We start from the raw sequence: 20,447 nt of genomic DNA, 5'->3' as shown, positions 1-20,447 counted from the left end.
TAACATCTAGTCTATAGAAGTAGATGTTTAAGCAGAGGCTTAGCGGCGTTTGGCTAGAATACGGTCTAAGTGATTCGCAAACTCACGTCGGTCTGTTTGAGATAGTGTCGCAGGTCCGCCAGTCTGAACACCGCTTGAACGCAGTGTATCCATAAAATCACGCATATTCAGGCGAGCTTTGATGGTCTCCGTCGTATAGAGTTCACCACGAGTATTCAGTGCTAAAGCACCTTTAGTGATCACTTCATCGGCAAGCGGGATGTCAGAGGTAATGACTAAGTCCCCAGCGTTGGTTCGACGTACAATTTCATTGTCAGCAATATCGAAACCTGCAGGCACTTGAATAGAGTGTATATTGGCACGCTTAGGTACGGGTACTACGTGGTTGGCAACGAAAGTACACTCAACGCCTGTTCGTTCAGCTGCGCGTACGATAGTTTCGCGGATCACTTTTGGACACGCGTCTGCATCAACCCAAATCTTCATCATTATTCTTTCTCGTTTAATTTAGCTCGTTTAATTTAGCTTCTAAAGATTCAACACGTTTGAGAAGCTGTGAAACTTGCTGCTCTAGATTTGTTATTTTATCTAGCTCTGAAGTGGCGGCAGTTGCGACTTCGACCTTTGGTACTCGATTCGACGCTTTCCAGCTTTTAATCGCGGTGATCAGCGCAGGCATAGGGACTGAAGTACTCAGGCGTGCTTTGACTAACGCAACAGTCGGTTCTTTTCCTTCTTGAGTAAGGCTCGATAAAACCTTGGTCAGCTCATCGGTGACATTTTGAGTTAACATCATTTTCTCCTTCCTAACTCTCTGCGGGCATCATACTTTTTATTCTCAATTTTGGCGAATCTCAAAATAGGCGCTGCCATGTGAGAGATCTCTTACAAAGCGCGTGAGATAACAGCATTTTGACTCTGCATATATGCGATGTGTTTTATTTAAGTTGTTGATTTTAAATCGATTGTGTTTTTTTTGTCGTGAGGGAAAAAATAATTAATATTTGGGTATATTGTCTAAAAATAGAAATCGCGTAAATTAGAACTTGTCGGAAGGAGTTTGACACGGAATAGGATACAACCAAGGACTTGGTTATCTTCAGGATGAAGATGTGACGGCTAGGATAGCGGTCAGCAGGAAGCGAAGGACATTGTACGGATACAACAGTTGCTAGGATGGTAACTGCGAAGGAACGACAATGGACACCTCTAGGAAGAGGCTAGGACAGCATCAGGATGATGCAAAGGACACCGCTCAAGGAACAAGTGATGAGTGCTGACGAGGATAGTTAGCGATCAGGATGATTAGGACACCGCTAGGACGGCGACGTATGGAAATGCTGATGGATTCAGCCACTATTATGGATGATGCATGGAGCACTAACGAGTAGCCGGACTGCTGCGAGTAAGACTATAACCCCGATACGCAAGTGTCGGGGTTTTTCTTTTTTGCAGATAGGCTCTTTCCTTTGACAGAAAACTCAATAACAATGCTAAAAACAAACCTAGATCAATGCTCCCTATTGGTAGTTGGTTTATTTTTCGCTTCTTCAAATATGGCGTTACACGAACACCTCGAATAGTCGTTATCAAGGAATAGATATGACCATAGTAACTCGACGATTAATGTTACTTCCCTACAGCGAATCTTTGCAGTCAGAATTTCTGATGTTGAATTGCTGTGTGAAGAATCGTGAGGAAATGAACGGTCCACATACTGTTTCATCCGCAAGAGAGTTATTTGAAAGAGTTTTAAATGATTCGTCTATGTACTGTATGGCGGTTTTAGATAATTACAATCGCGAATACATCGGCCATATCTTTATTTCTCAATTAGATTCAACTCCAGAGCTTGGCTTTATTTTAGATAAGGCGTATTGGGGAAAGGGATTGGCAAGTGAGGCTTTAAAGGCATTTATCCCTAAAGCGTATAGAGAGTTGTCCCTGAAAAAAGTGATAGCAACCGCCAATACTCATCATGTCGCCTCGATCAAATTACTCGAAATGCTTGGTTTCCAACGTACAGGCGAAAACCAAGACTTTCATGGGCCATATTATGAGTATGAGCTTACAGCCGATGTGGTGGCAGGTGAAAGTTCATTGGCCTAAAGCCACTCATCATTAACTCTCCTTGGTAACAATCGTCTCCGAGTGATGAAAACTCAAAGTGATAGACAGTATACCAACGCCAATCTCCTTTAGGTGTTCTAACCTTATGTTGACCTAAAGCGACAGACACTAACTGTAAATCGAGCTGTTTGCATTTTCTCTCAATTGCCACTTTCGCTAGTTCGCCCTGTCTTCGTTGCTGCCAAAAAATGAAGCAAACTAAACTTAGGCCGACAATAGCCATCAAATCACCAATCATACGCTATCCTTTCGCAGAGCTAATCAATCAAAATCATGAAGAACGAGCTGATTTTTGTAATAGAAGCAGCGCGTTAGCCAATTCTTTTGATGGGTTTGAGTGTAACAGCGGCAAGATCACTAGACGCAGTTCCGGTAGCATGACTAAGTCTGAAAATAGTTGATTAAACAGATCCTGATTACCCGTCTGTGCCAGTCTTAGTAAAAACAGCTCAGCGACTTTTGGTTCAGCCAGTAAATGCCATGAGCGACCCGCAATGCCGATCAGAACTTCTTGATGGCTTAAGCGAGGGCTTGCTAAAACCGCTTCAACCACGGGTAATGAAATGGAACGATCTGCGCCTGATAGTGCTCGGCATAGAGCAGAGAGTAAAAACAGGTCGGGCTCATCTTTCTCAAGTTGCTTTGTCGTTAGATCGACAATGTGCGTTGCAAGTTTGTCTGATATATCTGTGTGCTCAAGTGCGCCTAGTAGAGCGTAAAGCGGTTCATTGGGTAGATGACGCAAAGCCTTACGAACCATGGTTGCATTTTGTGACTGACCGAGACGGGCACAAAGATCGGTGATGCCTTGAAGCCCAACAGTCTGCCAGTGGTCCCAACCAATATCACCGGTGAAGTAGTGCTGAGCGTGCTCATAATATTGGCTACTAGGAAGATCCAAATCAGAACGAATCTGACTATTAAATACCGCCATTTTGTCTTCACTTGGCTTATAGGTATATGGATTATTTGCAAGCTTCTCTTGTTGTTCTTCACTCATATCTTGGCTGATTCTAGAACCCATAGCCTCTAATACAAACTTTAAGAAATTACCGATTTCCGCTTGCTTGAGCAATCCTCGTTCATCGAGTTCAAACTTTAAAAACCAGATCCACGGTTGTTGCTTTTCATTCCAATACGCGATCGCTAAATGTGCTTTTCGTTGTAGTGGGTAAGGGTAGGGTTGTTGCCCTTTTTCTACACGAGAGAAAGTCGTGTTCTCTATTGTTTTGATTCGGCGACCTAGATCAAAAATCTTGTATTCGCAGCCACTATTTTCAAGTAGCTCGGTAAGTGTATGAATAAGTTCCATGGAAAAATTGACCTTAAGTTTCTTTGCTTATTACATGGTATCCTAGCTCGTAATTTCAAGGTCCCAACGTAAAATTCAGAGTGATTAATGACCCAATCTGCACAACTTCTTCTGTTGCTTGACGAGTTACAGCGAGAGCTTTCGGAAAAACAGCTTTGGCAAGGTGAAATGCCGAGTCAAACAGCGTTAGAAAGTCAGCAACCTTTTGCCTTAGATACACTTGAGCCTGAGCAGTGGTTACAGTGGATTTTTATCCCTAAAATAAAAATGCTGATGCAGAAAGGTAGTGCATTGCCAAAGGGCTTCTCCATTGCGCCTTATTTTGAGCAAGCGTGGCAAGACAAACCACAATTTCAAGCCATTATTCGAGTGACACAAAAAATAGATAAGGTGTGCCAGTAATGTTAGAGGTAATCTTTCAAGATGAGTATTTGGTTGCGGTTAATAAGCCCGCCGGAATGTTGGTGCACAGAAGTTGGTTAGATAAACACGAAACACAGTTTGTGATGCAAACATTGCGCGACCAAATTGGTCAGCATGTATTCCCACTGCACCGCTTAGACAGACCGACTTCCGGCGTTTTAGTCTTTGCGTTATCAAGTGAAGTGGCTTCGCAGGTGATGCCGATGTTTGCGAATCACGAGATGGAAAAGACTTATCACGCTATCGTTCGTGGTTGGATAGAAGAAGGTGGCGTTTTAGATTACCCGCTTAAAGTTGAACTCGATAAAATAGCCGATAAATTTGCAGCGAAAGACAAAGAGCCTCAAGAAGCGGTCACTGGCTACCAGCCAATTGCAAAAGTAGAAGTACCATTCTCTACTGGGAAGTTCCCCACAAGCCGCTACTGCTTAATGGAGATGAAGCCACAAACAGGACGAAAACATCAGCTGCGTCGCCACATGGCTCACCTTAGGCATCCAATTGTAGGTGACACGAGCCATGGTGATGGGAAACACAATCGACTGTTTAGAGAAAACTATGATGCGTATCAATTGATGCTACACGCTTCTGAGTTGAGCTTTATTCACCCATTTACAAAAAAAGAGTTAGTGCTCAAAGCGAGATTTGATGAAACTTGGCAAGGGCTGATGTCTAAGTTTGGTTGGGAAGTTGGAAGATAAATTCTCTGTATAAAAGTGCGCCACTGATCGCAAGCTAATCATTCTGCCACAAGAAGCTATAATATTTGTGTTTAACTCATGAAAAATAAGGGGTTAAGCACATGCGAAAAACTTATCTCTATCTGATTTTTGTTCTTTTTCTTTCCGGCTGTGAACCCGCAGATATTCATATTGAGTCTCTATCCGAACCATTTAAACATGTAGTGGAGGATCTTGATGCGAATAAAGCCAATAATCTTCATAGCTTGATAATTTGGCAAGACGGTCAGACACTGGTTGAGCTATATAGAACCGCACCGGGCAGAGAGCGTGACTATAAAACGCCGGCGCTAAAGGTTGGCGTTGATGAACTTCATAATCTCCATTCAGTGACGAAATCGTTTGTCGCTACGCTGGTTTTTATTGCCATCGACGAAGGAAAGATAGCTGGATTAGATCAAGCTGCATTTTCATTTTATCCTGAGTACCAAGAGTTAGACCTTGAGAAAAAAATGACGATTACGATCGGTGATTTACTCAATATGTCATCGGGGTTTCCACTGAATGAGCTCATTTCTGAAAGCTACCAAACAACGGCTAATCATTTTAATCGTCACTATTTAGCAAAAGACCTCGATCAATTGATGTTTAACCTTAATGTAGTTTTCGATCCCGGTAGCAAGTTTTCTTATAGTGGTTTTTCTACAGTGATGTTATCTAGGATTGTAGAGAGAGTGTATGACGGGGAAGCTTTTAATAAATTAATGAAAAAAAAGCTGTTTGATCCACTGGGCATAACACAATATGAGTGGATGAGCCAACATGGCAGTAATGTTGCTGGTGCGGACTGGGGACTTCGTTTGACGTCTAGAGATTTATTGAAATTTGGTCAGTTATATCTAAATCAAGGTAAGTGGGATGGTCATACGATATTTTCTGATCAATGGATAAGCCGCGTGGAATCGCCAGTATTTGGCTTGTATCCAAGTAGTTATGGTATGCACTTTTGGCAGCCTAGTTTGATCCCTAATTCCTATGCCGCTATTGGTATTGGAGAGCAATATGTCATCATCATTCCATCTAAAAAATCAGTGATTATTGCCACTGGAGGGAATTATGATGTGGGCGGCCCAACATTGAAATACTTATCTAAATTAGCGTCGGTACTGTAGCCCTTCTTTACTGAAACCAAAGGGCTATAAAACAAAAAACGGAGCACAAAGCTCCGTTTTCAAATTGGCCTAGCGGTGCTGATTACTTTTCTAAGTAATTGCCGATCGATTTCTCAATGCCATCTGCATCTAACCCAAGATCAGCATAGAGTTCTTGCTGTGAACCCTGTGGAATAAACTTATCAGGAATACCAAGGTTTAATACTGGCTTGATGATTTTCTCGCTCATCATGTATTCAATTACACCAGCACCAGCACCACCGGCAATAGCATTTTCTTCAAGAGTAACGAGCACGTCATGATTTGCTGCTAGTTCGGTGATCAAAGCTTCATCAAGAGGCTTAACAAAACGCATATCAGCAACTGTTGCATTGAGTTTGTCTGCAGCTACTAACGCTTCAGGTAGAAAGGTTCCGAAGTTTAGAATCGCTACTTTCTCACCTTGACGGAGCATGCGGCCTTTGCCTATTTCAAGCGTAGTAAATTCAGATTGAATATCGCTCCCCATGCCACTGCCACGAGGGTAGCGCACAGCACTTGGACCCGTATGTTGATGACCGGTGTATAGCATTTGACGACATTCATTTTCGTCACCTGGCGTCATGATAGTCATATTAGGGATACAACGCATAAAGCTTAAATCAAATGCACCTTGGTGAGTTTGACCGTCGGCACCGACCAGTCCAGCACGGTCAATGGCAAACATGACTGGAAGATCCATGATTGCGACATCGTGAATCAGTTGATCATAACCGCGTTGTAAGAATGTGGAGTAGATAGCCACAATCGGCTTATCACCCGCAATCGCCATTCCTGTCGCAAGAGTTACAGCATGTTGCTCTGCGATGGCTACATCAAAGAACTGTTCCGGATACTCTTTAGCAAAGCGCACCATACCAGAACCTTCTCTCATTGCTGGCGTAATCGCCATCAATTTAGGGTCTTGCGCGGCCATATCACACAGGAAGTCACCAAATATCTTAGAGAATGTTGGTTTTGAACTGTTGCTCTTAGGCAAGCTTGAGTGACTAGGGTCGAACTTAGGCACACCATGATAGCCAATTGGATCTTTTTCAGCAGGCTCATAGCCTTTGCCTTTTTTGGTCATTATGTGCAGGAACTGCGGGCCTTTAAGTCCACGCATGTTTTTCAGTGTTTTGATTAGCTCGTTAACGTCATGTCCATCAACTGGGCCAATATAATTAAAGCCAAGCTCTTCAAACAGCGTGCCAGGAACCACCATTCCTTTTAGGTGTTCTTCAGTACGACGAACAAGCTCTTTGATTGGCGGAACACCAGAAAGCACCTTCTTGCCACCTTCACGAATAGAGGTGTAAAGGCTACCAGATAGAACTTGAGCGAGATGGTTATTAAGAGCGCCAACGTTCTCGGAGATCGACATTTCATTGTCATTTAGTACAACAAGCATATCGGAATGAACATCACCTGCGTGGTTCATCGCTTCAAAAGCCATGCCTGCGGTAATGGCACCATCACCAATAACACTAACGACTTTACGGCCTTTGTTCTCTTTTTCTGCACTAATTGCCATCCCTAAGGCGGCGCTGATAGAGGTTGAAGAGTGACCGACTGAAAGCGTGTCGAACTCACTCTCTTCACGCCAAGGGAATGGGTGTAGTCCATCTTTTTGGCGGATAGTTGAAAGCTGATCACGACGACCGGTAAGAATCTTATGCGGATAAGCTTGATGGCCAACATCCCAGATCAGCTGATCAAATGGAGTGTTGTAGACATAGTGCAATGCAACCGTTAACTCAACAGTACCAAGGCCTGATGCTAAATGGCCACTAGATTGGCTCACTGAGTTCAATAGGTAAGTACGAAGCTCATCACACAGCTTTGGCAGTGTTTCGCGTGGAAGGCTACGTAGTTCATCTGGCATATCTGCCAGTGATAATGTTGGATATTTTGAAATATCAAGAGTCATAGTATTGCGTGCTTATTATGTTTAGTTCTTGCGTTCGATGACGTATCGGGCGAACTCTTCAAGTGATTTTGTATTGTATGGAATCGCTTCGAGTGCTTGAAGGGCTTCATTCAATAGAGTGTGAGCTTTATTTATCGCACCGTCTAATCCTAGTAAAGAAGGATAGGTGCTTTTATTTAATTCTTGGTCAGAGCCTTGTGGTTTTCCAAGTGTTTCCGTGTCGCCAATAACATCTAATATGTCATCTTGAACTTGGAAGGCAAGACCAATAGCATCTGCGAATTTATCGAGCTGAGGCTGAACCTGAAGACCTTTTTCGCCAGCGGCTAATGCCCCTAAGCGGACTGCACATTTGATTAATGCACCGGTTTTATTACGGTGAACTTCTTCAAGTTCTTCTAGAGTCACTTGTCGGTTTTCTGCTTCTAAATCCAGAGACTGCCCAATACACATGCCTTGTGCGCCAGACGCCTGAGCTAATGATTGAACCATTTTGATTCGCATCACTTCCGCTTCTGCCGCTAATTCACCTTCAGCGAGAATAGAAAATGCCAGAGTTTGCAGAGCATCTCCGGTTAAAATAGCAGTCGCTTCGTCGAATTTAATGTGGCAAGTCAGTTGCCCCCGACGTAGTTCATCGTCATCCATTGCAGGAAGATCATCGTGAATCAATGAATAGGCGTGAATACATTCGATAGCCGCAGCCGGGGTGTCTAATTCATTTTGCACACAACCGAGCATTTGCCCTGTTGCGTAAACCAAAAATGGTCTTGCGCGTTTACCACCGAGTAGTAGCCCGTAACGCATAGCGTCAACGAGAGTCTGTTCTTGGTGTGGCAAGCGATCTAACCATGCGTTTAGAACGCGGTTATTCTGTTGTTGATAAGCGGTTAACGCTTCAATCATAACGGATCTTCACTATTATTCCGATGGAGACTCAAACGAGCTAAGTGGTGCTTCGTCGTCATTTTGCAGCAAGATACTGACGCGTTGTTCAGCATCGCTTAATTTTGTCTGGCCAGAACGAGCTAAGGCAATCCCACGCTCAAATTTCTTCAAAGCGTCATCAAGGGCTAAATCGCCATTTTCTAACTGATCAACTAAGGTATCGAGTTCGTCAATGGTCGCTTCGAACGACATATTTTCAGGTTTTTTGCTCGCCATAATCTGTCTAGTTTAGCTGTCTAGTTTGGAAATATGGACGAAAGTTACCTTAGGGCGTGGTGATGGTCAAATTTAACCAAAAGAAATTGTTAGAAAAGTGGAGCTAAAACGGTCTCTTTCCTATACCTAAATGACAGTATGCTGTGTTTATTAAAGCTTATGTTGATCAAGTGAGTAAAATACTGTGACGCAATATTGATACATTTAACGGCTGTTGTGATAAAAATGCATCGTTTTCACCTTGATATATTGATCTGTGTGGCGAAATACTTTGAAAGGAATTCCAATAATTTAGTTAAAGATCTTATGATCGGGCCGATAACTAATTTAACTGGCGAAATAATACCAATTTCTCTTATTCTTAAATAACATCAATTTGATCAGTCGCATTGTGTATTGTTGGATTGGTATCAATCTCATATTCGCTGAAAATAGCATGAGGAGTGCTTTGTGGATTTAGCAACGCTGTTAGGACTCATCGGTGGTTTTGCCTTTGTCATCATGGCGATGATTCTTGGTGGAAGCATCATGATGTTCGTCGATGTCACCTCGGTTTTGATTGTTGTCGGTGGTTCCACCTTTGTCGTATTGATGAAGTTCACTGTGGGACAGTTTTTCGGTGCAGCGAAAATTGCCGGTAAAGCTTTCATGTTCAAAACGGACGAGCCAGAAGATTTGATTGCGAAAGTGGTTGAAATGGCCGATGCAGCTCGTAAAGGTGGCTTCCTTGCTCTAGAAGAGATGGAAATTACTAATGGTTTTATGCAAAAGGGCATAGACTTATTAGTAGATGGTCACGATGCGGATGTTGTTCGCGCTGCGCTGCAAAAAGATATTGCCTTAACCGATGAACGACACGATTTTGGTGCCAGTGTTTTTAGAGCTTTTGGTGATGTATCGCCCGCAATGGGAATGATCGGTACATTGGTTGGTCTGGTTGCGATGCTTTCAAACATGGATGATCCTAAGTCGATTGGACCCGCGATGGCGGTTGCCTTGTTAACTACTCTTTACGGTGCGATTTTATCCAACATGGTGTTTTTCCCAATTGCCGATAAATTGTCAATGAGGCGTGAACAAGAGAAGCTAAATCGTCGTTTAATTATGGATGGCGTGCTTGCCATTCAAGATGGTCAAAATCCACGAGTTATCGACAGTTACCTCAAGAACTACCTTCATGAAGGTAAACGTGCTCTTGATGTAGATAACGAGTAAGGAACGCAGTATGGATGATGAAGAAAGCTGTAAATGTCCACCACCGGGGCTCCCCCTCTGGATGGGAACATTTGCTGATTTAATGTCACTACTTATGTGTTTCTTTGTACTACTGCTCTCATTTTCTGAGATGGATGTACTGAAATTTAAGCAAATTGCGGGTTCGATGAAATTCGCTTTTGGTGTACAAAACCGTCTAGAAGTGAAAGATATCCCGAAAGGCACCAGTATCATCGCTCAGGAGTTTAGACCGGGGCGACCAGAGCCAACACCCATTGACGTTATCATGCAGCAAACCATTGATATTACTCAGCAGACCCTAGAGTTCCATGAAGGCGAGTCTGACAGAGCGGGTGGTAATCAGCGAGATAAAGGTAAGCAGACTGGTGGTAAGTCTCCGGAAACATCGACCAAAGATAATCAGAATACCGATCCTCAAGAGCAGCAACAACAGTCTCAGGCGCAAGCAAAAGAGCTAGAGATATTAGAAGAGGCGATTAAAAAAGCTTTAGAGCGAGAGATTGCAGAAGGGGCCATTGAAGTTGAGAATCTTGGGCAGCAAATAGTTATTCGGATTCGAGAAAAAGGTGCTTTCCCTGAGGGTTCTGCCTTCTTGCAACCGAAGTTTAGACCTTTAGTTCGTCAAATTGCAGAATTGGTCAAAGATGTTCCCGGAATCGTGCGTATCTCAGGCCATACCGACGATCAACGTTTGGATTCTGAACTGTATCGTTCTAACTGGGATCTTTCATCACAACGTGCTGTTTCGGTAGCTCAAGAGATGGAAAAAGTACGTGGGTTCTCTCATCAACGCCTAAGAGTAAGAGGGATGGCTGATACTGCGCCTCTTGGCGATAATGATACCGCAGCTCAACGCTCTCGAAATCGACGCGTAGAGATAAGTATTATGCAAGGTGAGCCTCTCTACAGTGATGAGGTTCCATCGGCACCACAAGACCCTTAATGCTTGGTTTGTTTAATTAATTTGTCTTAAAGCAATAGCTTTGAAAAGGTGAGTGTGATGCTCACCTTTTTTATGTCTGTTACCTCGTGTATAATCTTGCGCCCTTATAGAGCGGTTATTCGATCAATCTGCTTAATTGAAGATTTGAAAGAGGGTAACCACGTTGCGAAAGCGTTCAACCTGTGAAGTGAAGTATGAAATTTATTGTTAAGCCCCATCCAGAGATTTTTGTAAAAAGTGATTCGGTGCGTAAGCGCTTCACAAGGATTCTAGAATGCAATATTCGCAACGTTTTACAAAGTCGCACTGAGTCTGTTGCAGTCTTTAACCGTCGTGACCACATTGAAGTGACTGCGCAAAGCGATGAATTTTATAAAGAGACGCTTGAAGTACTGACGCACACACCGGGTATTCATCACTCGCTTGAAGTTCAGCAGTCTGAGTTTAAAGACCTGCATGATATCTACGAGCAAGTGCTAGAGTTAAATCGCCCCAATATCGAAGGTAAGACCTTTTCAGTACGTGCGAAGCGCCGTGGAAAGCATGACTTTACCTCTATAGAACTTGAGCGTTACGTTGGCGGCGGTCTAAACCAAGCGGTTGAGAGTGCGAAAGTAAAACTGACTAAACCAGAAGTAACGGTCAAAGTTGAAATTGCTAACGAGAAGTTAAACCAAGTTATATCACGTCATAAAGGTTTAGGTGGCTTCCCTCTAGGCACTCAAGAAGACTTGTTAAGCCTTATTTCAGGTGGGTTTGACTCAGGTGTTTCAAGTTACCTGCACATCAAGCGTGGCTCTAAAGTGCATTACTGCTTCTTTAATCTAGGTGGTCCTGCGCACGAGATTGGCGTTAAGCAAGTTGCTCACTTTTTGTGGAACAAGTACGGCTCGTCAGCAAAAGTGAAATTCATCTCTGTTGATTTTGATCCTGTTGTCGCTGAGATTTTAGAAAAAGTCGACGATGGCCAGATGGGCGTTGTGCTAAAACGTATGTTTATGCGTGCAGCCGGTCAAGTTGCTGAGAAGTTTGGTATTCAAGCTCTGGTAACAGGTGAAGCACTGGGTCAAGTATCAAGCCAAACGCTGACGAATCTTCGTCATATTGATAATGTGACAGATTCTTTGATTCTTCGCCCTCTGATAAACTGGGATAAAGAAGACATCATTGATGTTGCTCGTGCTATCGGAACTGAAGACTTTGCGAAAACAATGCCTGAATACTGTGGCGTGATTTCTAAGAAGCCAACCGTTAAAGCGGTAAAAGCGAAACTAGAAAAAGAGGAAGCGAAGTTTGATTTTGCTATTCTCGATGGTGTGGTGACCAATGCGCGTGTGATGGACATTCGTGACATCGCAAAAGAAAGTGAAGAAGCTGCGCCTGAAGTTGAGCATGTTCAGCAAGCTGATAGTCACGCAATCGTACTGGATATCCGTAGCCCTGATGAAGAAGATGGTAATCCATTAGAGGTTGATGGCGTTGAAGTGAAGCATATTCCTTTCTACAAACTAGGCACACAGTTTGGCGACTTGGCACAAGATAAAGAGTACCTACTTTATTGTGACCGAGGCGTAATGAGCCGCTTACAAGCGCTGTATCTGCAAGAGCAAGGCTTTAACAACGTAAAAGTATATCGCCCTTAGCTTTTGGTTTGATTGGCTATAGAATCAATCGTAAGCCTTTTGAAAGATAATAGAGAGCGTGAATCGTGAAAACGGTTCGCGTTTTTTTATACCTATGAATTCTTGAAGTGATGATTAGTCAAATAATTGATTGTTGTGCTCGTAAAGGAACATAAGTGTAGATGAGTTGAAATGATCGTTGGATAGATAAAAAAACACCGCCATAAAGGCGGTGCAAAATAATTTGACAGACAGGTCAAAAATACAGGAAGTTGATTTTACCTTTAGGATATCAAGGGAAAATATTGGTAGAAATCTACCTAACTCGAAAATCGAGTCTGCAAACACAACATTGCAACAACTAACCAATTAATTCTGGAGAGAATTAAGCCGTTCAGGCTAGCGCTGCGGGATGAAATATAGAATTTCTCTGGCCGCTAAGCAATCGACAATTTATAATGTTTCAGATTAAAAAAACTAATCCATATTATTGAGTGTCCCTATGTCTAGAAGATTGCCACCACTTAATTCGCTGAAAGTGTTTGAAGCCGCCGCCCGACACCTAAGTTTTACACGCGCAGCCGAGGAATTATTTGTTACTCAGGCTGCGGTCAGCCATCAGATAAAAGCATTAGAAGAATTTTTGAGTCTAAAACTTTTTCGTCGTCGTAACCGTTCGTTACTATTAACCGAAGAAGGGCAGAGCTATTTCCTCGATATCAAAGATATTTTTTCATCGCTTGCCGAGGCAACGGACAAAGTTCTAGAGCGAAGTGAGAAGGGCGCATTAACCATCAGTTTGCAACCTAGCTTCGCAATTCAGTGGCTCGTACCTCGTTTAGCGGATTTCAATCAGCAGCAGCCGGATATTGACGTAAGAATTAAAGCTGTGGATATGGATGATGGCTCGCTCACGGATGATGTTGATGTTGCGATTTATTATGGTCGCGGGAACTGGCCAGGTTTACGTGCTGATAAGTTGTATCAAGAATACTTGGTCCCTTTATGTTCTCCAGCATTGTTACTGGGAAATAAGCCATTAGAAACTCTTGAAGATTTAAAGTCTCACACGTTATTGCACGATACATCTCGTAAGGACTGGAAACAGTTTACTAAGCAATACGAGTTAGAGGGAGTGAATGTTAATCATGGTCCTATTTTTAGCCACTCAACCATGGTGCTGCAAGCGGCTGCGCATGGGCAAGGCATCGCTCTTGGGAATAACGTACTAGCACAACCTGAGCTAGAAGCAGGGCGCCTGATTGCACCATTTGACGAGAAGTTCGTCACTAAGAATGCGTTCTATGTGGTGTGCCATGACAAGCAGGCAGATATGGGACGAATTGCGACATTTAGAGATTGGATGTTGGCCAAAGCACAAAGTGAACAAGAGGTGTTTTTAGATGAGTAACTATATTATCGATGGGCAGCTTGATGATGCAATGAAGGAACAGCCATTGTTTATCTTTGCTCATGGTGCCGGGGCTGGTATGGATCATCCGTTTATGCAGCAAGTCGCCTCTGGTTTAGCTAAAAAAGGAATTAAAGTGATTCGCTTTAATTTCCCTTACATGGTCATTCGAGCTAAAGAGGGCACTAAGCGTCCACCAGATCGCGCACCAAAGCTTTTGGAAGCCTACAAGCAGGTTATAGCAGATGTGGCCGATAAGCCTGTTGTTATAGGTGGTAAGTCAATGGGAGGGCGTATGGCTAGCTTACTGGCTGAAGAAGAGTTGGTGGCAGGAGTTGCATGTTTAGGCTACCCATTTCACCCTCCCGGTAAGCCAGAAAAGTACAAAGGCGAACATTTGGCCACGCTTGATAAGCCGTGTCTCATTTTACAAGGAGAGCGTGACACTATGGGGAAAAGAGAAGAGTTGCCAGAGTTCGCTTTATCAAAAAATATCAGAGTTGAGTTTATTCCTGATGGTGATCATAGCTTTAAGCCTAGAGTCCGCTCGGGCTTTACCGAAGCGCAAAATATTGCCTTAACGGTAGAGAAACTTAGCGAATTCATTTTTGAGGTTTACAATGAGAAGTAAGTCATTACTCACGTTCTGCGGTTTGTCTGGTGGGCTATCAGTCGTGTTAGGGGCATTTGCAGCTCATGGTTTAAAGGCCATGTTATCGCCTCAGTTATTAAGCGCGTTCGAAACGGGTGTGCAGTATCAGTTTATTCATACCGTCGCGATTGCGTTATGCGCTATTTTAATTCGGATAAATATTGACTCAAAAGCACGAAAGTATTTTTTCCTTGCCGCGATTTGCTTTATCATCGGCATCCTTTGTTTTAGTGGCAGCCTTTATGCACTCGCTCTGACCGGAATTAAATGGTTCGGACCTATCACTCCGTTTGGTGGTCTACTCTTTATTTTTGGGTGGGGATTGTTTACTGCCGCAGCACTACAGTTAAAAGAGGTTAACAAGTGAAACACGTCATGCTCTATTGCCGCTCTGGTTTTGAAAAAGAGTGCGCAGGTGAAATTCAAGATAAAGCGAATCACTTAGAGGTGTTTGGCTTCCCTCGTGTAAAGAAAAATACCGGCTATGTGCTGTTTGAGTGCTACCAAGAAGGTGATGCAGCCAAATTGATTAAAGCTGTTGATTTTCAGTCCCTTATTTTTGCTCGTCAAATGTTTGCCGTTGCTGTGGAAGTAAGCGAACTACCATCAGAAGATCGTATCTCACCCATTTTACAACAATTGAGTGAAGTGGACGGTTTTCCTCGTTGTGGCGATATTCGTATCGAAACACCAGATACCAACGAAGCAAAAGAGCTGCTCAAGTTTTGTCGTAAGTTTACCGTACCGATGCGTCAAGCGATGCGTGGTAAAGACTTGCTGTTTAGCAAAGATAGCCCGAAAAAGCCTGTGCTACATGTCTGTTTCGTAGCTCCGGGCCACTGTTATGTGGGTTTCTCTTATCCTAATAACAACTCAAAATTCTTTATGGGTATCCCGCGTTTAAAATTCCCATCAGATGCGCCAAGCCGTTCGACACTAAAACTAGAAGAAGCGTTTCATGTTTTCATTCCTCGTGATGAGTGGGATGAGCGTTTAGCATCGGGTATGTGGGGCGTTGACTTAGGTGCTTGTCCGGGCGGTTGGACGTATCAGTTAGTGAAACGTTCGATGTTTGTTCATGCGGTTGATAACGGAATGATGGCAAACAGCCTAATGGAAACCGGTCAGGTTAAGCACCATCAAGAAGATGGGTTTAAGTTTGAACCGGATCGTAAGAACGTCACTTGGCTTATTTGCGATATGATTGAGAAGCCATCTCGCGTTGCTCAGTTGATGGGTGAGTGGATCATCAGTGGTTGGGCTAAAGAGGCAATCTTTAACCTTAAGCTGCCGATGAAAGGCCGATATGATGAGGTTCTTCAAGATATCGAAAACTTGAAGCAGTTCTTAGAAGAGAACAATGTGAAGTTTAAGCTGCAAGCGAAGCACTTGTATCATGACCGTGAAGAGATCACTGTTCATGTTCAGTGTTTATCGAATATCTCAGCGCACTAAGCACACCTGATATATTGAAATCCCACGTATGTTCGCTGATGGCGAGGATAGTGGGATTTTTTGTATCTATTGACCGGTCTGAATAGCGATTATCGAGCGTAGGTACCGACTAGTACTGTCATGACTTGCGAGTAAAGTTCCCAACGAGTAAGGCTACCGGCCAACAAAGTTACTGACCAGTAAAGCGTAAATCTTGTAAATTAAACCCCAGCTCTATATCTGTTTTAAGCGCACAAACAATCTTACACGTGCGCGCCGATTCAATGTGTTCATCAAACTTCTTACGATATTTAGGAACAAGATCATCGGCAGTGAAGGCACTTTCAATATCTGGATATAAATTAAGAATCTCCTTGGCAGCCTTAGGTCCAACCCCCGGAATTCCGGGTACTTGACTCGAGCTTATGCCAGTTAACCCCCAATAATCTGAAAGCTGACTTGGTTTCACACCAAACTCTTGTTCAATGAATGGTGCATCTAACCAACGGTGTTGGAAGTAATCTCTAATTTGTAGGGTAGGAGAAAGCAGTTGGCAGTAACCTTTATCTGTCGAGATGATCGTGACCTTTTCACCGTGTTTTGCGACTTTTACCGCTAATGTAGCCACTAAGTCATCGGCTTCGTCACCGTCAGAGAGCAGTGAATCAATCCCTAAATCCCACCAAGCTTGTTGAATTTTATCCAAACCATGCATTAGCGGTTCAGGCATGGGTTTGCGATTTTCTTTGTATTTAGGTAGGACTTCCGCTCGCCAACCTCGATCTTGCAGGTGATGATCAAAGACTGCAATAATGTGAGTGGGCTCAGACTCTTTAATGATGCGTTTTAGCGTTCGGCTGGTGGTTTCTATCGTTCTTGTGATATCCGCAGGATCAGGCTGAGCAGAGTGGACGCGACGAATGAGATTGAGCGCATCGATGATCACAAGGTGTATAGACATAACATTCCAATAAATAAGGGCTTATTCAGCCCTTATTGTAATGAATCAGTTATAGATTACTACCGTTGGAGAGGCAGTCGTTACGACTATCGGTCGTTGCTTTCCGTTGTGGCTATTTGATAGCACGGAACGTAATCACTACCACCGGGCAATTTCATGCGATTTTGATCGACGAAATCGTTCAGTAGTTTATCCATCTTTTCCATCAGAGCTGCATCACCGTTAATCGTAAAGGGGCCATGTTGTTCAATTTCATGGATTCCTTCTGCTTTAACATTACCCGCGACAATGCCAGAGAAGGCCTGTCTAAGCGAAGCTGCCAAGTTTTCAGCTGGTTGCTCAAGGTGTAGGTCCAAATCAGCCATACTCTCATGAGTTGGCTCAAATGGAAGCTGAAACTCAGGCCCAATTTTTAACGACCAATTGAAGCTATAAGCATCGCCCGTCTCTTTTCGATACTGTCTGACATCTGGCATAGCTTGGCTGATGATTTGAGCCGCTTTTTCTGGGTCATCGATAACAATTTGATAGTGCTTTTGTGCGTCTTCACCAAGGGTGTCACCGATAAATCTATCAATGGAGCGGAAGTAACTTTCACTCTCTTTTGAACCAGTAAGAACAATGGGTAGTGGCTGATCGGCATTTTCTGGGTGCATCATTATGCCAAGAATATATAGCAGCTCTTCTGCTGTTCCCGGTCCCCCAGGGAAAATAATGATACCGTGAGCCATACGAACGAATGCTTCGAGACGTTTTTCAATGTCTGGCATGATGATAAGTTCATTCACTATAGGGTTTGGCGGCTCAGCTGCAATAATTGATGGTTCCGTTAAACCTAAGTAACGACGTTCCTCATAGCGCTGTTTTGCGTGTCCAATAGCGGCTCCTTTCATTGGGCCTTCCATCGCACCGGGTCCACAGCCAGTACAGATATTGAGTTCACGAAGTCCAAGCTCGTGACCGACCTCTCTGGTGTATTGATATTCGGTCGGATTAATCGAGTGCCCACCCCAGCAAACAACAAGGTTTGGCTCAATGCCGGGAGTCAGCGCCCCTGCGTTACGTAATATCCCAAATACGAGGTTGGTAATATGTGCTGGGTTAGTGAGGTTGAGTCGTTGGTTATCAGCAAGGTGCATGTTGACGTAGACAATGTCACGCAAAACCGAAAATAGGTGCTCTTGAATGCCTTTAATAATGTTGCCATCCACAAAGGCGTGCTCAGGAGCATCGTTTAGTTCAAGCTTAATTCCTCGTTCACGACGGACCACGTTGACATCAAATGACTTGTATTTTTCTAATAATTCTTTGGAGTTATCAGTATGGCTGCCAGAGTTCAGAACGGCTAATGTACAATTTCGATACAGCTGATAAAGATCGCTCGATGCTGTTTTTTTAAGGCGCTCAACTTCAAGTTGAGAAAGCAGATCCATGCTGCCTGCAGGGCTAATATGAGTGATCATAGTCGCCTCCTATTATTGGGGAGATTAATAGCTAGAGAAACAAACACACCAGATGAAAAACGTAAGGTGTATTTATTATCTTAGCAAAGAAATTCTTTATGTAACTATTTGAAAACATTAAATCAATAAAATTCGTGCTACAAAGTTACAAATGGGGATTAAAAAGAGTGAGGAGTGTGAGCGAGTTAAAGCTTACTGAAAGTGCAAAATATAATTGTTTAGAGAAAAAGATAACCATTTGAAGATAGTGGATAAACTTGAGGCTTACTTCCAGACTATTTGATTAGTTCCTAAATTTTTGGCTTCGAGAAGGTTTCGGTTGATACGTTCTAATACTTCTTCTGGGGTGTCGGCTTCTTTAAACAGTGTGCTAGTGGCGGATAGCGTAATAGAGATGCTCTTATCTTTGAATTTAAACGGCAGCTTACTCACTTGCCTTTGAATTGTTTGGACGATTTTGTAGCACTCGTTATCTTCACGCTCCGGAAGCAGTAAAATAAACTCTTCACCAGCATACCTTGCGACGGTGTCAGTATCAGAGATTTCTTTCGAAATAGTACGAGCAATAATTTTTAGCGCTTTATCACCCGCGACATAGCCAAAACTATCGTTAATCGCTTTGAACTTATCAATATCGAGAAGAACGACTCGCAGATTGTGTTGCGCTCTAATCCAGCGGCGATACTCTAATTCCATTCGGTCATTAAAGGCCGTGCGGTTATACACTTTGGTTAGAGGGTCAAGCAACATGCGCTTAGCTTGATCTTCAAGGCGGCGGCGATGATCCTGAGTTAAATCAAACAAGGCTTCTAATTGCTGTTTTCCGTAACCCATCCGCTCGATAAGGGCTTGCTCTCTTTGCTCTGCATGATTCAATCTTTCAGAAAGAGAGGCGAGTTGAACTAACAGAGGATTCATCTCTTGTTTTAGTTCAGTAATATCAGTGGACGTTGTCATCGTTGACTTAGACTTAACGACCAATGCATCAAGCTCTTTGTTCATGCTTTGTCGCTGCTCAAAGTAGCTTTGGCTTTGATCCACGCTCTGACCTGAGCTTTTTAGTGTGGTAGCGAGTGAAGAGTTTACTTGCTCAAGAAATTGTTCCGAGGTTTTACGTTCAAAATTGGTCCCATCGATAACCAGTTTTAGAACCTGTAGGGTTAGCTCAAGCAAAGACTGTGTGGAAACGCCAAGTAATAACTTTGCTCTGATATCAATCAGTAGGTCACCAGATTCGCCTTCAAAATCCAATTCAGTAATTAAATGCTGAAGTTCGTCCGATAGGCGTGACAGTAATTCTTTATCTGCGGCGTTGTTTATCTCAGATAATGCAGTGTCGGGATTGGAGGTGATGATTTTAATCGAACGTTCATAGATAGCGAGAAGCTGTAGAGCGTGGGTAGAATCTTTAGTGTGTTGAGCGCCAGAGTAACTAAGGAGATCTCTTAAGTCACGCTTAAGCCTAGGCGGTAGCCCAGTTACACGCAGGAGTGTCTCACCGCTGTGCTTGACTTGTGAATCTAGCTGAACAGTCTTTTTTTCCATAGTCAACGTCTGTTGTTTCAGCATTCTTTCTAATACGGCGAGGCGAGGTATTAGAGTGCTGATATCTTTATGTTGCTCAAGCGCATGACGCAAATCAGCTAAGTTGGCGCTTAGTTTTGAATTTTCTTCACCACAAGCATAACTGAGAGATGCAACAATACGCTTAAGAACGTTTTGTTCTCGTTTAAATTTGAACGATGAATCTCGTTGTGTCAAACGAACTTGCTCGAGTTCGCTTTTTAGCTTTAAAAGCTCTAATTCTAAATCTTGTTCGAGAACGCCCATGCAACTTAACTATACGTCGATTATAAAAAGATCAAATATGATCTTATTAACTAATTCATCGATAAT

21 protein-coding genes are annotated in these 20,447 nt (G+C 43.1%); 11 read left to right on the top strand and 10 right to left on the bottom strand.

Annotated features, from left to right (window positions below; all coding sequences use genetic code 11):
• Window positions 1-39 precede the first annotated feature (39 nt).
• Window positions 40-486 (bottom strand): YaiI/YqxD family protein, encoded by a 447-nt coding sequence (locus tag L4C54_RS05230; protein ID WP_428803658.1) that lies wholly within the window; start codon window positions 484-486, stop codon window positions 40-42.
• Window positions 487-502: 16 nt separating this feature from the next.
• Window positions 503-793, bottom strand: coding sequence for a hypothetical protein (locus tag L4C54_RS05225; RefSeq protein WP_428807405.1), 291 nt, complete (start codon window positions 791-793; stop codon window positions 503-505).
• Between the two features lie 809 nt (window positions 794-1,602).
• On the opposite strand from L4C54_RS05225, the gene L4C54_RS05220 reads away from it, so the two are divergent.
• Window positions 1,603-2,109, top strand: a complete 507-nt coding sequence (locus L4C54_RS05220; RefSeq protein ID WP_428807328.1) for a GNAT family N-acetyltransferase — start codon at window positions 1,603-1,605, stop codon at window positions 2,107-2,109.
• Here L4C54_RS05220 and L4C54_RS05215 read toward each other — a convergent pair.
• A complete protein-coding gene (locus tag L4C54_RS05215; RefSeq protein ID WP_428807327.1) occupies window positions 2,069-2,368 on the bottom strand; it encodes a DUF3301 domain-containing protein in 300 nt (99 codons plus the stop codon). The two genes, L4C54_RS05220 and L4C54_RS05215, sit on opposite strands and share 41 nt — an antisense overlap.
• 33 nt (window positions 2,369-2,401) lie before the next feature.
• Complete coding sequence (locus tag L4C54_RS05210; protein ID WP_428807326.1) at window positions 2,402-3,442, bottom strand: DUF3549 family protein; 1,041 nt, start codon at window positions 3,440-3,442, stop codon at window positions 2,402-2,404.
• A gap of 87 nt (window positions 3,443-3,529) precedes the next feature.
• Here L4C54_RS05210 and L4C54_RS05205 point away from each other — a divergent pair, with 87 nt between their 5' ends.
• The 3 genes from L4C54_RS05205 (at window position 3,530) to L4C54_RS05195 (ending at window position 5,717) form a co-directional block, all read left to right on the top strand.
• The gene (locus tag L4C54_RS05205; RefSeq protein ID WP_428807325.1) at window positions 3,530-3,844 is read left to right on the top strand and encodes a YqcC family protein; all 315 of its coding nucleotides are present in this window, start codon (window positions 3,530-3,532) and stop codon (window positions 3,842-3,844) included.
• Window positions 3,844-4,566, top strand: a complete 723-nt coding sequence (gene truC, locus L4C54_RS05200; RefSeq protein WP_428807324.1) for a tRNA pseudouridine(65) synthase TruC — start codon at window positions 3,844-3,846, stop codon at window positions 4,564-4,566. Before L4C54_RS05205 ends, truC begins: the two co-directional genes overlap by 1 nt.
• 101 nt (window positions 4,567-4,667) lie before the next feature.
• Entirely contained in the window at window positions 4,668-5,717 is a 1,050-nt protein-coding gene (locus L4C54_RS05195; protein ID WP_428807323.1) for a serine hydrolase domain-containing protein, read from the top strand.
• 82 nt (window positions 5,718-5,799) lie between these two features.
• Here L4C54_RS05195 and dxs read toward each other — a convergent pair whose 3' ends face one another.
• The 3 genes from dxs to xseB are packed head-to-tail and all read right to left on the bottom strand — an operon-like array spanning window position 5,800 to window position 8,829.
• Entirely contained in the window at window positions 5,800-7,665 is a 1,866-nt protein-coding gene (dxs, locus tag L4C54_RS05190; RefSeq protein ID WP_428807322.1) for a 1-deoxy-D-xylulose-5-phosphate synthase, read from the bottom strand.
• 21 nt (window positions 7,666-7,686) lie between these two features.
• Complete coding sequence (gene ispA, locus L4C54_RS05185) at window positions 7,687-8,571, bottom strand: (2E,6E)-farnesyl diphosphate synthase (protein ID WP_428807321.1); 885 nt, start codon at window positions 8,569-8,571, stop codon at window positions 7,687-7,689.
• Window positions 8,572-8,586: 15 nt separating this feature from the next.
• On the bottom strand, window positions 8,587-8,829 hold the full coding sequence (gene xseB / locus L4C54_RS05180; RefSeq protein WP_428803576.1) for an exodeoxyribonuclease VII small subunit: 243 nt from the start codon (window positions 8,827-8,829) through the stop codon (window positions 8,587-8,589).
• 450 nt (window positions 8,830-9,279) lie between these two features.
• On the opposite strand from xseB, the gene pomA reads away from it, so the two are divergent.
• From pomA to rlmM, 7 genes are all read left to right on the top strand, one after another.
• Window positions 9,280-10,044: a flagellar motor protein PomA gene (gene pomA, locus L4C54_RS05175; protein ID WP_428803575.1), complete on the top strand. Its 765-nt coding sequence runs from the start codon at window positions 9,280-9,282 to the stop codon at window positions 10,042-10,044.
• Between the two features lie 10 nt (window positions 10,045-10,054).
• Window positions 10,055-11,008 carry a flagellar motor protein MotB gene (locus L4C54_RS05170; RefSeq protein ID WP_428803574.1) on the top strand — a complete coding sequence of 318 codons (954 nt, stop codon included), beginning with the start codon at window positions 10,055-10,057 and terminating at the stop codon, window positions 11,006-11,008.
• Between the two features lie 194 nt (window positions 11,009-11,202).
• A complete protein-coding gene (thiI, locus tag L4C54_RS05165) occupies window positions 11,203-12,651 on the top strand; it encodes a tRNA uracil 4-sulfurtransferase ThiI (RefSeq protein WP_428807320.1) in 1,449 nt (482 codons plus the stop codon).
• Between the two features lie 481 nt (window positions 12,652-13,132).
• Window positions 13,133-14,041 (top strand): transcriptional regulator GcvA, encoded by a 909-nt coding sequence (locus tag L4C54_RS05160; RefSeq protein ID WP_428807319.1) that lies wholly within the window; start codon window positions 13,133-13,135, stop codon window positions 14,039-14,041.
• Complete coding sequence (locus L4C54_RS05155) at window positions 14,034-14,672, top strand: alpha/beta fold hydrolase (protein WP_428807318.1); 639 nt, start codon at window positions 14,034-14,036, stop codon at window positions 14,670-14,672. The genes L4C54_RS05160 and L4C54_RS05155 overlap by 8 nt, the downstream gene beginning before the upstream one ends.
• Window positions 14,662-15,060 carry a DUF423 domain-containing protein gene (locus tag L4C54_RS05150; protein ID WP_428807317.1) on the top strand — a complete coding sequence of 133 codons (399 nt, stop codon included), beginning with the start codon at window positions 14,662-14,664 and terminating at the stop codon, window positions 15,058-15,060. The genes L4C54_RS05155 and L4C54_RS05150 overlap by 11 nt, the downstream gene beginning before the upstream one ends.
• Window positions 15,057-16,148 carry a 23S rRNA (cytidine(2498)-2'-O)-methyltransferase RlmM gene (gene rlmM, locus L4C54_RS05145; protein WP_428807316.1) on the top strand — a complete coding sequence of 364 codons (1,092 nt, stop codon included), beginning with the start codon at window positions 15,057-15,059 and terminating at the stop codon, window positions 16,146-16,148. Before L4C54_RS05150 ends, rlmM begins: the two co-directional genes overlap by 4 nt.
• 169 nt (window positions 16,149-16,317) lie before the next feature.
• Here rlmM and xni read toward each other — a convergent pair whose 3' ends face one another.
• The 3 genes from xni to L4C54_RS05130 all read right to left on the bottom strand — a co-directional run bounded on the left by xni (window position 16,318) and on the right by L4C54_RS05130 (window position 20,381).
• The gene (gene xni / locus L4C54_RS05140) at window positions 16,318-17,088 is read right to left on the bottom strand and encodes a flap endonuclease Xni (protein WP_428807315.1); all 771 of its coding nucleotides are present in this window, start codon (window positions 17,086-17,088) and stop codon (window positions 16,318-16,320) included.
• Window positions 17,089-17,174: 86 nt separating this feature from the next.
• The gene (ppnN, locus tag L4C54_RS05135) at window positions 17,175-18,551 is read right to left on the bottom strand and encodes a nucleotide 5'-monophosphate nucleosidase PpnN (protein WP_428807314.1); all 1,377 of its coding nucleotides are present in this window, start codon (window positions 18,549-18,551) and stop codon (window positions 17,175-17,177) included.
• A gap of 264 nt (window positions 18,552-18,815) precedes the next feature.
• The gene (locus L4C54_RS05130; RefSeq protein WP_428803566.1) at window positions 18,816-20,381 is read right to left on the bottom strand and encodes a GGDEF domain-containing protein; all 1,566 of its coding nucleotides are present in this window, start codon (window positions 20,379-20,381) and stop codon (window positions 18,816-18,818) included.
• Between the last annotated feature and the right edge of the window lie 66 nt (window positions 20,382-20,447).

Source organism: Vibrio lamellibrachiae (assembly GCF_050337265.1).
GTDB lineage: Bacteria > Pseudomonadota > Gammaproteobacteria > Enterobacterales > Vibrionaceae > Vibrio > Vibrio kyushuensis.
This window is presented reverse-complemented; position numbering and strand designations above follow the sequence as displayed.

Excerpts from the sequence above, each read along its gene's own strand:
- L4C54_RS05230 (WP_428803658.1), bottom strand. The coding sequence starts at position 486 with ATGAAGATTTGGGTTGATGCAGACGCGTGTCCAAAAGTGATCCGCGAA.
- L4C54_RS05225 (WP_428807405.1), bottom strand. The coding sequence starts at position 793 with ATGTTAACTCAAAATGTCACCGATGAGCTGACCAAGGTTTTATCGAGC.
- L4C54_RS05220 (WP_428807328.1), top strand. The coding sequence starts at position 1,603 with ATGACCATAGTAACTCGACGATTAATGTTACTTCCCTACAGCGAATCT.
- L4C54_RS05215 (WP_428807327.1), bottom strand. The coding sequence starts at position 2,368 with ATGATTGGTGATTTGATGGCTATTGTCGGCCTAAGTTTAGTTTGCTTC.
- L4C54_RS05210 (WP_428807326.1), bottom strand. The coding sequence starts at position 3,442 with ATGGAACTTATTCATACACTTACCGAGCTACTTGAAAATAGTGGCTGC.
- L4C54_RS05205 (WP_428807325.1), top strand. The coding sequence starts at position 3,530 with ATGACCCAATCTGCACAACTTCTTCTGTTGCTTGACGAGTTACAGCGA.
- truC (WP_428807324.1), top strand. The coding sequence starts at position 3,844 with ATGTTAGAGGTAATCTTTCAAGATGAGTATTTGGTTGCGGTTAATAAG.
- L4C54_RS05195 (WP_428807323.1), top strand. The coding sequence starts at position 4,668 with ATGCGAAAAACTTATCTCTATCTGATTTTTGTTCTTTTTCTTTCCGGC.
- dxs (WP_428807322.1), bottom strand. The coding sequence starts at position 7,665 with ATGACTCTTGATATTTCAAAATATCCAACATTATCACTGGCAGATATG.
- ispA (WP_428807321.1), bottom strand. The coding sequence starts at position 8,571 with ATGATTGAAGCGTTAACCGCTTATCAACAACAGAATAACCGCGTTCTA.
- xseB (WP_428803576.1), bottom strand. The coding sequence starts at position 8,829 with ATGGCGAGCAAAAAACCTGAAAATATGTCGTTCGAAGCGACCATTGAC.
- L4C54_RS05170 (WP_428803574.1), top strand. The coding sequence starts at position 10,055 with ATGGATGATGAAGAAAGCTGTAAATGTCCACCACCGGGGCTCCCCCTC.
- thiI (WP_428807320.1), top strand. The coding sequence starts at position 11,203 with ATGAAATTTATTGTTAAGCCCCATCCAGAGATTTTTGTAAAAAGTGAT.
- L4C54_RS05160 (WP_428807319.1), top strand. The coding sequence starts at position 13,133 with ATGTCTAGAAGATTGCCACCACTTAATTCGCTGAAAGTGTTTGAAGCC.
- L4C54_RS05155 (WP_428807318.1), top strand. The coding sequence starts at position 14,034 with ATGAGTAACTATATTATCGATGGGCAGCTTGATGATGCAATGAAGGAA.
- L4C54_RS05150 (WP_428807317.1), top strand. The coding sequence starts at position 14,662 with ATGAGAAGTAAGTCATTACTCACGTTCTGCGGTTTGTCTGGTGGGCTA.
- xni (WP_428807315.1), bottom strand. The coding sequence starts at position 17,088 with ATGTCTATACACCTTGTGATCATCGATGCGCTCAATCTCATTCGTCGC.
- ppnN (WP_428807314.1), bottom strand. The coding sequence starts at position 18,551 with ATGATCACTCATATTAGCCCTGCAGGCAGCATGGATCTGCTTTCTCAA.
- L4C54_RS05130 (WP_428803566.1), bottom strand. The coding sequence starts at position 20,381 with ATGGGCGTTCTCGAACAAGATTTAGAATTAGAGCTTTTAAAGCTAAAA.